8 protein-coding genes and 1 tRNA gene are annotated in these 9,840 nt (G+C 43.7%); 8 read left to right on the forward strand and 1 reads right to left on the reverse strand.

Annotation, left to right across the window (positions count from 1 at the left end; genetic code table 11):
• Positions 1–7 precede the first annotated feature (7 nt).
• From uxaC to ACFSR5_RS03035, 6 genes are all read left to right on the forward strand, one after another.
• Complete coding sequence (uxaC, locus tag ACFSR5_RS03010) at positions 8–1,408, forward strand: glucuronate isomerase (RefSeq protein WP_380900571.1); 1,401 nt, start codon at positions 8–10, stop codon at positions 1,406–1,408.
• 6 nt (positions 1,409–1,414) lie between these two features.
• Entirely contained in the window at positions 1,415–2,443 is a 1,029-nt protein-coding gene (locus tag ACFSR5_RS03015; RefSeq protein WP_380900573.1) for a PfkB family carbohydrate kinase, read from the forward strand.
• Entirely contained in the window at positions 2,440–3,093 is a 654-nt protein-coding gene (locus ACFSR5_RS03020) for a bifunctional 4-hydroxy-2-oxoglutarate aldolase/2-dehydro-3-deoxy-phosphogluconate aldolase (protein WP_380900575.1), read from the forward strand. Before ACFSR5_RS03015 ends, ACFSR5_RS03020 begins: the two co-directional genes overlap by 4 nt.
• Positions 3,094–3,141: 48 nt before the next feature.
• Positions 3,142–4,572, forward strand: a complete 1,431-nt coding sequence (locus ACFSR5_RS03025) for an MFS transporter (RefSeq protein WP_380900577.1) — start codon at positions 3,142–3,144, stop codon at positions 4,570–4,572.
• Positions 4,573–4,615: 43 nt separating this feature from the next.
• Positions 4,616–6,235, forward strand: a complete 1,620-nt coding sequence (locus tag ACFSR5_RS03030; protein WP_380900579.1) for an NADP-dependent glyceraldehyde-3-phosphate dehydrogenase — start codon at positions 4,616–4,618, stop codon at positions 6,233–6,235.
• A 112-nt stretch (positions 6,236–6,347) separates the two neighbouring features.
• A complete protein-coding gene (locus ACFSR5_RS03035; protein WP_380900581.1) occupies positions 6,348–7,358 on the forward strand; it encodes a LacI family DNA-binding transcriptional regulator in 1,011 nt (336 codons plus the stop codon).
• 35 nt (positions 7,359–7,393) lie between these two features.
• Here the strand turns inward: ACFSR5_RS03035 and ACFSR5_RS03040 are convergent, their stop codons facing one another.
• Complete coding sequence (locus tag ACFSR5_RS03040; RefSeq protein ID WP_380900583.1) at positions 7,394–8,572, reverse strand: MFS transporter; 1,179 nt, start codon at positions 8,570–8,572, stop codon at positions 7,394–7,396.
• Positions 8,573–8,666: 94 nt separating this feature from the next.
• On the opposite strand from ACFSR5_RS03040, the gene ACFSR5_RS03045 reads away from it, so the two are divergent.
• Both ACFSR5_RS03045 and ACFSR5_RS03050 read left to right on the forward strand, forming a co-directional pair.
• On the forward strand, positions 8,667–9,599 hold the full coding sequence (locus tag ACFSR5_RS03045; protein ID WP_380900585.1) for a glycoside hydrolase family 43 protein: 933 nt from the start codon (positions 8,667–8,669) through the stop codon (positions 9,597–9,599).
• 101 nt (positions 9,600–9,700) lie between these two features.
• Positions 9,701–9,773 (forward strand) — tRNA-Lys (locus tag ACFSR5_RS03050).
• Positions 9,774–9,840 lie beyond the last annotated feature (67 nt).

A 9,840-nucleotide genomic window follows, 5' to 3' on the forward strand; every position in this document is an offset into this window, starting at 1 on the left:
AAGAATCATGAAAACATTTTTAGACGAAAACTTTTTATTACAGAGCAAGACAGCACAGGAGCTATATCATCAATTTTCGAAGAACCAACCGATCATTGATTACCATAACCATTTGATTCCTGAGCAAATTGCCAACGATACACGCTTCGAGAACATCAGTCAAGTATGGCTAAATGGAGATCACTATAAGTGGCGTGCTATGCGTGCTAATGGAGTAAACGAAAAATACATCACTGGAGACGCTTCCGACAAAGAAAAATTTTTGAAATGGGCGGAGACCGTGCCATTTACAATGCGCAATCCATTGTATCATTGGACACATTTGGAATTGCAGCGTTATTTTGGCATTACGGATTTGCTTTCGCCTAAAACAGCGGAACGAATCTATGAAGAGACTGCTGAAAAGCTAGCTCAGCCAAATTACTCCACGCGCGGCTTATTGAAGATGATGAATGTTGAAGTCGTATGTACCACAGACGATCCAATTGATGCGCTAAATTTTCATCAGCAATTTGCTAAGGAAAATGAAACGTTCAAGATGCTTCCTGCCTTCCGCCCGGATAAAGCCATGAATGCCGACGATGTACAGGCTCTTAACGGTTATATCGAACAGGTGGAGGCGGTCACAAACACAGCTATTGGTAGTTACAGAGCTTACTTGGATGCGCTTAAGTCGAGGCACGACTTCTTTGCAGAAAATGGATGTTCTGTGTCCGACCATGGATTGGAACAGATTTATGCGGAAGATTATACCGATCAAGAAATCGAGGCGATCTTTCAAAAGATTCGTTCCAATCAAGCACTTACTTATGCAGAAAATCTGAAGTTCAAATCGGCCATGCTCGTACAATTTGCGGAATGGGATCATGAAAAAGGATGGGTACAACAGTATCATTTAGGAGCGTTACGCAACAATAATGCGCGCATGCTTCGGGTGAATGGCCCAGACACGGGGTGGGATTCTATCGGAGACTTCAGTCAGGCACGTGCACTGTCTAAGTTTTTGAACCGCTTGGATAATCAAGATCGTTTAGCGAAAACAATTCTATACAACTTGAACCCCGCTGATAATGAATTGATGGCAACGATGATCGGAAATTTTAATGATGGATCGGTCAAAGGCAAAATACAATTTGGATCGGCTTGGTGGTTCCTCGATCAAAAAGACGGGATGACGAAGCAAATTAATGCATTGTCCAATATGGGGTTACTAAGTCGTTTGGTGGGAATGTTGACAGATTCGCGTAGCTTCCTCTCCTTTCCTCGGCATGAGTATTTCAGACGATTAATCTGTGATATCTTTGGTCAAGACGTAGAAAACGGAGAATTGCCAAATGATTTGGAATGGATTGGAAAATTGGTGAGTGATATTAGTTATAACAACGCAAAAGAATATTTCAATTTTTAAATAGGCATGAGAGGAGGAAAGGTGCTTAGCTTCGGAGAGATACTTCTGCGTATTTGTCCCGATGTGAGCATAGATTGGATAACAGGTGGACAATTGCCTTTTTATGTCGGTGGTGCAGAATTAAACGTGGCGACGGCGCTTTCCCTATGGGGATTGCCCTCGTCGTATATGTCGGCTATGCCGGCCAACACCATGACAGAGGGAATAAGATACTATCTGGAACGAAAAGGAATTGATCTGTCTCCCATGCACTGGTCGGGCGACAGGTTGGGGATTTACTATCTTCCCAAAGGAAAGGATGTAAAACATGCTGGCGTCGTGTATGACCGAGCCAACTCTTCGTTTTCACAACTCGAAGAGACAGATATCGACTGGGATGCCGTGTTTAAGGACGTAGTATGGTTTCATTTTTCGGCCATCTGCCCTGCGATAAATCAACAGATAGCCAACATTTGTGTGAATGCGGTACAAGTGGCAAAAAAGAAGGGAATTTTCGTGTCGTTGGATCTAAATTATCGGGCGAAACTTTGGAAGTATGGCAAAGATCCAATCGATATAATGCCTGAAATGGCCGCCTACTGCGATTTAATTATGGGCAATATTTGGGCTGCACAGCGTATGCTCGGAACTTCTTTACCCGTAATGTTCGAAGAGCAAAGACCGGAATATCCAAAAGAGGCACTGGTGGAGCAGGCCCAGAAAACAAGTCTGGAAATCAGGAAAACGTTTCCCCAATGTCGCTATGTGGCCAATACGTTCCGCTTCGATTACCAACAGAACGGCATAAAATATTTTACCACCCTGTATGCACAGGATGGACTTTTGGTTTCAAATGAGTATCTTTCCGAAAGCATTGTAGATAAGGTAGGTAGTGGCGATTGTTTTATGGCCGGGCTCATCTACGGTCTTTATAAACAGAGAGACGCCAGTTATACGCTCGAATTTGCAACCGCAGCAGCCTATGATAAATTATTTATCCCCAGCGATGCGACTGTAAGTTCGGTGGCGGATATTGAAAAACGAATAAAAGAATGAGTAAAAGAAAAGAGGTCTTAGACGCTATTTTAGACCAAGGGATGCTACCCTTGTTTTTCCACGCAAATGCACAAGAAAGTGTTGCAATTGTAAGGACACTGTACGCAAACGGAGTACGTGTTTTTGAATTTACAAATCGAGGTGCCGAAGCGCAAGAGGTATTTAAGGCTCTGGTAGAAGCTCGTGACAGTAGTATGCCGGGTTTATATCTAGGTATTGGAACAATAAAAAATACGTTAGAGGCTACACAGTTTATCGATCTGGGAGCAGACTTTATTGTTGCTCCTATCGTCACGCCGGCGGTTGGTACATTGGTACATAACGAAGGGCTGCTTTGGATTCCTGGGTGTATGACACCAACAGAAATTGCACTTGCTCAGGAGCTGGATGCTTCATTGATTAAGCTGTTTCCTGCAAACATTCTAGGACCGGGTTTCTTAACAGCAATCCGAGAATTATTTAAAGGGCAGCTTTTTATGCCGACGGGTGGTGTAGATTTAGAGATAAATAACTTGAGATCTTGGTTTGATGCGGGGGTGTGTGCGGTAGGTATGGGAAGTAAATTGATCAATCCCAAGAACGTGGACGGATTAGCGGAAAAAACGCAGCGCGCGTTGCAATTAGTTGCCGAAGCAAGGATCTCAAAATAGTAATAACTCTAAAAAAAGAAAAACTTTTAAACCTAATAAGCTATACCAATGAATAATGACAAGAAAAGCAATTACAGATGGACGATTTGTGCCCTCTTGTTTTTTGCGACAACAATAAACTACTTAGACAGACAGGTATTATCTTTAACATGGACGGATTGGATACAACCGGAGTTTCATTGGACGAATGAAGACTATGGAGATATCGCCGGAGTCTTCTCCTTGGTGTATGCAATCTCCATGCTATTCGCTGGAAAATTCATTGACTGGATGGATACGCGTAAAGGGTTTGTATGGGCCATATTTATTTGGTCGATCGGAGCGTGTATCCATGCGCTCTGTGGGATTGCTACGTCCGGATTGCTTGCCGGCGACTGGTTGGTCGGATTTGAAGGAGCGAGAGAGAATATAGCGAAAGTCAGTAACACGGCTTTAGTCGCATCAACGAGTGTTACGCTTTTCATTATAGCGCGGGTAGTATTGGCCATTGGAGAAGCAGGAAACTTTCCGGCAGCAATTAAAACGACCGCTGAGTATTTCCCGAAAAAAGACCGAGGCTTGGCTACGAGTATCTTCAACGCTGGGGCAACAATTGGAGCCCTTTTAGCTCCATTAAGCATTCCCTTTATTGCGGCAGCATGGGGCTGGGAAATGGCATTTATTATTATCGGTGGACTGGGATTTGTGTGGATCGGCTTCTGGTTATTTATGTATAAAAAACCACATGAGCATGTAAAAGTAAACAAGGCAGAACTGGATTATATAAACCAAGACGACTTCATTGAGCAACAGGTGAGTGAAAAAACCGACCAGGTGAAGATTCCGTTCTTGAAGATGTTCCGATATAAACAGACCTGGGCGTTTGCGGTTGGTAAGTTTATGACCGATGGGGTTTGGTGGTTCTATTTATTCTGGATTCCAGCTTACTTGAAATCGGTTTACGGGCTTTCCTCGACAGAGAGTGCCCCGCTAATTTTCGTACTTTACTTAATAACCTTACTTTCCATTATCGGAGGATGGTTGCCAAGTTATTTTATATCCAAGAAGAATATGGATCCGTATGCGGGTAGAATGCGCTCCATGCTCATCTTTGCTTTTTTTCCTTTGTTAGCCGTCTTTGCGCAACCATTAGGAACGATTTCTGTCTGGTTACCTGTGTTGATTATCGGGATTGCAGGTGCTGCGCATCAGGCTTGGAGCGCTAACATATTCTCTTCTATCGGCGATATGTTTCCAAAATCAGCCATTGCCTCTGTGACAGGTATAGGTGGTATGGCAGGAGGTGTCGGGTCTTATTTTATAAACGTGGGCTCAGGGAAGTTATTTGACTATGCGGAGGAGACGCAGATGCAAGTGTTGGGATTTGTGGGTGTGCATGCTGGATACTTTATAATCTTCTGTATTTGTGCAGTAGCCTATTTGGTGGGATGGTCGATCATGAAAACATTGGTGCCACGTATGGAATTGATCAAAGCATAGCGCACACTTATTTTAATACAACCTAAATAATTAATTTTTAACAATGGAGTTAGACTTAGAAAGCATTTTCTACAGGGAGGAAGATATCCCTGCAGAATTTGCATTACAGGAACAAATCGACCAGCGCGAGTTCCTGTCGAACGGAGAGATGTTGCCTTGGACAGGCCAGATCAGTGAGGTGTTTTCGCCTATTTGTGTAAAGACCAAAGATGGTTTAAAACGAAAGCGTATCGGAAGCTATCCGGTATGTACTGAGAAAGAGTCTATGGAAGCTCTGGACGCTGCGGTTAAAGCCTACGACAATGGTCGAGGTGAATGGCCAACGATGAGTGTGGCTGATCGCATTGCTTGTGTGGAACGGTTCACGCAGAAGATGATCGAAAAGAAAGACATCGTAGTCAAACTGATCATGTGGGAGATTGGTAAATCGTACGCAGATTCAGTGAAGGAGTTTGATCGTACCGTTGAATATATCTATGCGACAATTGATGCATTAAAAGATATCGATCGTGATTCTTCGCGTTTCCAGATAGAACAAGGAATCATTGCGCAAATACGCCGTTCTCCGTTGGGAGTCGTACTATGTATGGGGCCGTTTAATTATCCGTTAAATGAGACCTTTACTACGCTTATACCGGCACTAATTATGGGTAATACGCTGCTGTTCAAACCACCAAAGCACGGAACGTTATTGCACTACCCCCTGTTGGAGGCTTTCCGCACGAGTTTCCCGAAAGGCGTGGTCAACACCATATACGGGCGAGGAAACAAAATTGTTCCGCAATTAATGCAATCCGGAAAAATCAATGTTTTGACATTGATCGGGTCGAGTCGCGTCGCCGATGAATTGAAGAAATTACATCCGCGCGTGAACCGATTGCGCGCCATCCTTGGTCTGGACGCAAAAAACGCGGCTATTATTACAAAGGATGCCGATTTAGACTTGGCGGTATCGGAGACAGTATTGGGCTCATTATCGTTCAACGGGCAACGTTGTACCGCGTTGAAGATCATCTATGTACACCGCAGTATTGCGCAGGAATTTCTAAAAAGACTGAGTGGAGAGGTCGCCAAACTAAAATACGGCATGCCTTGGGAGAAAGGTGTTGCGCTGACTCCCCTGCCCGAGGTAAATAAGCCTGCCTATTTGACGGAATGTCTGGAAGACGCAAAAACATTCGGTGCTAAAGTCATTAACGAACACGGTGGCGAAACGAAAGAATCTTTCTTCTATCCAGCCATTGTTTATCCAGTAAATGCACAAATGAAGCTATACAGAGAGGAACAGTTTGGTCCGGTTATCCCTGTTGTACCTTTTGACGATTTAGAAGAGCCGATCGAATATTTGATTGATTCATCACATGGACAGCAGGTCAGCATATTTAGCAATAATGCCGCCGTTGTTTCTTCCCTCATTGATCCGTTGGTCAATCAAGTAAGTCGCGTGAATGTAAACAGTCAATGCCAACGTGGGCCAGACACCTTCCCTTTTACTGGACGGAAGGACAGTGCAGAAGGCACGCTTTCTGTGGTGGATGCTCTTCGTTCCTTTTCGATCCGTTCGTTGGTAGCAACGAAGAACACAGACAAAAATAAGAAATTGTTGAATGAAATTGTCGGTGACGATAGTTCTAATTTCTTAAGTACAAAGTACATATTTTAAGCATATTGAATATCGGAGAACAGGTCTTGACCTGTTCTCTTTGTATTGTTCTAGAGGCATTCCTTTTCTTTTCTCGCCTATTTTAGGTATAATTACGTTATTTTTACCTGACATGGCGTTTGAGAATTATACGATTAAGGATATTGCGAAAGCACTGAACCTATCTCCATCTACGGTTTCTAGAGCCTTGCGCGATAGTTATGAGATCAGCATTGAGACAAAAAAGATGGTACTCGACTATGCGGAAAAGATTAATTATAGAGCCAATCCTATCGCCCGTAGCCTCAAAGAACGAAAAAGTTACAGTATCGGTATTGTAGTCAGTGAAATAGCCAATAATTTTTTCTCGCAGGTAATTGATGGCATCGAATCTGTAGCGTATGCCAAAAATTATCAAGTTGTTATTTCCCAAACGCATGAGTCCTCTGAGAGAGAGCGCTTGAATGTCGAACATTTATATTCTCGGTCTACAGACGGTCTCCTCATGGCGCTGTCAGCGGAAACGGTGGATACGACCTATTTGGAAGACTTGATGAAAAAAGGATTTCCAATCGTTTTTTTTGATCGCGTTCCTGCGCAATTGAGATCGCATAAAGTAATTGCCGATAATAGACAAGGGGGATTCGAGGCGGTACAATATCTGGCCAAAAAGGGAAGAAAGAAGATTGCACATTTAACAGGAGCAAAAAAGCTGTCCATTACGATTGAACGTTTAGAGGGCTATAAGACGGCGCTTATGGCCAATGGCTTGGACTTTTCGCCATCACTGGTTAAATATTGTCAGTACGGGGGCTTGCATCAACAGGAAATCGAACAGGCGGTAGCGGAACTTTCGCAGGAAGATTATGATGCTATTTTTGTTTCTGGAGATAAGCTCACCACGGGCTACCTACAAGCTATGAAGGAACGTGAAGATGTAAACGTCCATCATGTCATGATCGCTGGCTTTACGAATTCGAAGGTCGTCAGTATATTCTCTCCCACTATAACGGCGATTAGGCAGCCTGCATTTGAAATGGGAGAGCGAGCGGCGGAGCTATTAATCCAGCAAATCGAGTCAAAACATGCAGTAGAAGAGTTCCAGACGGTAGTATTACCGACCGTTCTGATTGAACAAAAATAGAATCGAACGACTTATCCGCGTGGAGCAATTAGCTATCACCTTGTCCTAAAAACAGCTAAGCGACTGGTTAAAACAAACATTAACAGACCGAAACAGGCAAAGAGTGCAAAGGAGTATCGTAAACTGGATAGCTCGGCAATGTAACCAATCAGAGGAGGACCCATAAGAAAACCGAGGTAGCTGACGCTGGACACCATAGCTAATGCAACACCTGAGGAAATGGTGGGGTGTGTGCCTGCCACTGAATACACGGATGGAATATTGCAGGCAACACCAATTCCGACCAACATAAAAGCCAACGTGCAAAACAATAAATTTGGAAATGCGACCGCAGTTATCATGCCGAGGAACATCAATATTCCACTAACTTGTAGTGTGCGCTGACGGCCAATTCTACTGATAACAGCGTCACCGATAAAACGTCCCGTCGCCATCATGATCATAAAGGCCGCATATCCTAATGTGGTTAGTGTATCGGGAGCGCGGACGATATCATGAAAATATACACCGCTCCAATCAAACATAGCGCCTTCGGTTGCCATGCTGCAGAAACCAATAACACCAAGTGATATTAAGAGTTTATCAGGTTTGAAGGAAAAGGATTTCTTTTCGGAATTGTTGGTCTCATCGAAGACGAGAAAGGCCTTATTTAGGAAAATGTTGAACAGCATGAGGCCAGTAATGATGTAAAAGTGTACAGATGTTGATAATCCAAGGTTTAAAGTAGCTAATCCGATGAGTGCGCCAGTGAATCCGGCAATGCTCCACGCCCCGTGAAAGGAAGACATGATCGATTTTCCGAAAAGACCTTCGGCTAGGACACCCTGTGTGTTTACTGATATGTTACAAATATTTCCTACAATTCCAAATAGCAAGAGCGATCCCCCGAGCTGCCACGCATTCGTTGCGAAGGACAAGGCACAAAGTACGATCAGATAACAAATTGCGCCGATGGGTAGTATGCGATGGCTGCCGTATTTGCTAACGAGTTTGCCGGAAACCGGCATAGTCATCAATTGTCCGACAGGTAGCATTAGCAGTACCGTGCCCAGCTCTGCTTCGGTTAAGTGAAGGTTCGCTTTGATTATGGGAATGCGGCTCGCCCAGCTGGCAAAAGCGATTCCTTGTCCGAAGTAAAATAAAGAAACGGCGATACGAATGCGTTGTTTGCGTGTGGAGGAGGCGACGGTGGAAATGCTAGTCGAAGAGTTCATGGTGTGACGCTGATTTGAATGCAAAATTACATCAAATTTTGAAGAAAAAATGCTAAACTTGTGGACAACTTAACCTTTGTATTCCAGTATTAGAATGAAGAAAATCAGTTTAAGTTTTTTATTTTTTGTCCTGGCCAAGTTCGTATTTGCGCAGTCTGCCGACAGCGTATACGTATTCTCATATTTCGTTGGTAATGGAGAAGATGGTTTACATTTAGCATACAGCGAAGATGGGTTCACGTGGAACAGCGTTCGTGAACGATCTTTTTTGAAACCGGAACTGAGTTCGGACAAGCTTATGCGGGATCCTTGTATTATCCGAGGAAAGGATGGTTTTTTCCACATGGTCTGGACGGTGAGCTGGACACAAAAAGGTCTAGGGTATGCGTCGTCTACGGATCTGATTCATTGGTCTGAACAAACGTATATACCCGTAATGGAGCATGAGTCGGGAGCGAGGAACACGTGGGCGCCAGAAATTACCTATGATCCGGAAAACGAAGAATATATGATTTATTGGGCCACAACGATTACAGGCATGTTCCCAGAAACCCAAGTGCAAGAAGACAATGCCTACAATCACCGCATGTATTACGTCACCACGAAAGATTTCAAGAGCTTTTCCGATACAAAACTATTATATGATCCCGGTTTTAACTGTATCGATGCCACCGTTGTGTCTTATCTGGGGAGATGGATTATGTTTCTCAAAGATGAAACCCGGATTCCGCCGCAAAAGAACCTGAAAGTGGCTTTTTCGGATCGCCTCACAGGACCGTTTGGGCCAGCGAGTGCGCCGATAACCGGAGACTATTGGGCAGAAGGCCCGACAGCCATAAATATAGATGGTTACTGGATGGTATATTTTGATAAGTATACGCAGCATCGGTATGGCGCAATACGTTCGAAAGATCTAAAAAACTGGGACGATATCTCCGACGAGGTAATATTTCCGAAAGGTATTCGCCATGGTACGGTATTTAAGATCTCCCATGGGGAGTTAGACAAACTGTTAGCGAATCCATAAAAAAGTATCTACAGTATTTTTCAATCAGATGGCTCACTTGTAATAAAAAACAAAAATAATGGTTGACATTTAATAGGATTGCCCTTACATTTGTGACAGCAGACTTCGTAGCTCAGTTGGTAGAGCAACAGACTCTTAATCTGTGGGTCCTGAGTTCGAGCCTCAGCGGGGTCACTGTCAAAAAAAGCCGTTTTTACTTGCGTAAAAACGGCTTTTTTGCGTTCCTTAGGGCGGTTTTGGA

Source organism: Sphingobacterium suaedae, assembly GCF_042684625.1.
In the GTDB taxonomy this organism is placed as follows: Bacteria; Bacteroidota; Bacteroidia; order Sphingobacteriales; family Sphingobacteriaceae; genus Sphingobacterium; species Sphingobacterium suaedae.

Coding starts and splice junctions, on each gene's coding strand:
- uxaC (WP_380900571.1), top strand. CDS start 8: ATGAAAACATTTTTAGACGAAAACTTTTTATTACAGAGCAAGACAGCA.
- ACFSR5_RS03015 (WP_380900573.1), top strand. CDS start 1,415: ATGAGAGGAGGAAAGGTGCTTAGCTTCGGAGAGATACTTCTGCGTATT.
- ACFSR5_RS03020 (WP_380900575.1), top strand. CDS start 2,440: ATGAGTAAAAGAAAAGAGGTCTTAGACGCTATTTTAGACCAAGGGATG.
- ACFSR5_RS03025 (WP_380900577.1), top strand. CDS start 3,142: ATGAATAATGACAAGAAAAGCAATTACAGATGGACGATTTGTGCCCTC.
- ACFSR5_RS03030 (WP_380900579.1), top strand. CDS start 4,616: ATGGAGTTAGACTTAGAAAGCATTTTCTACAGGGAGGAAGATATCCCT.
- ACFSR5_RS03035 (WP_380900581.1), top strand. CDS start 6,348: ATGGCGTTTGAGAATTATACGATTAAGGATATTGCGAAAGCACTGAAC.
- ACFSR5_RS03040 (WP_380900583.1), bottom strand. CDS start 8,572: ATGAACTCTTCGACTAGCATTTCCACCGTCGCCTCCTCCACACGCAAA.
- ACFSR5_RS03045 (WP_380900585.1), top strand. CDS start 8,667: ATGAAGAAAATCAGTTTAAGTTTTTTATTTTTTGTCCTGGCCAAGTTC.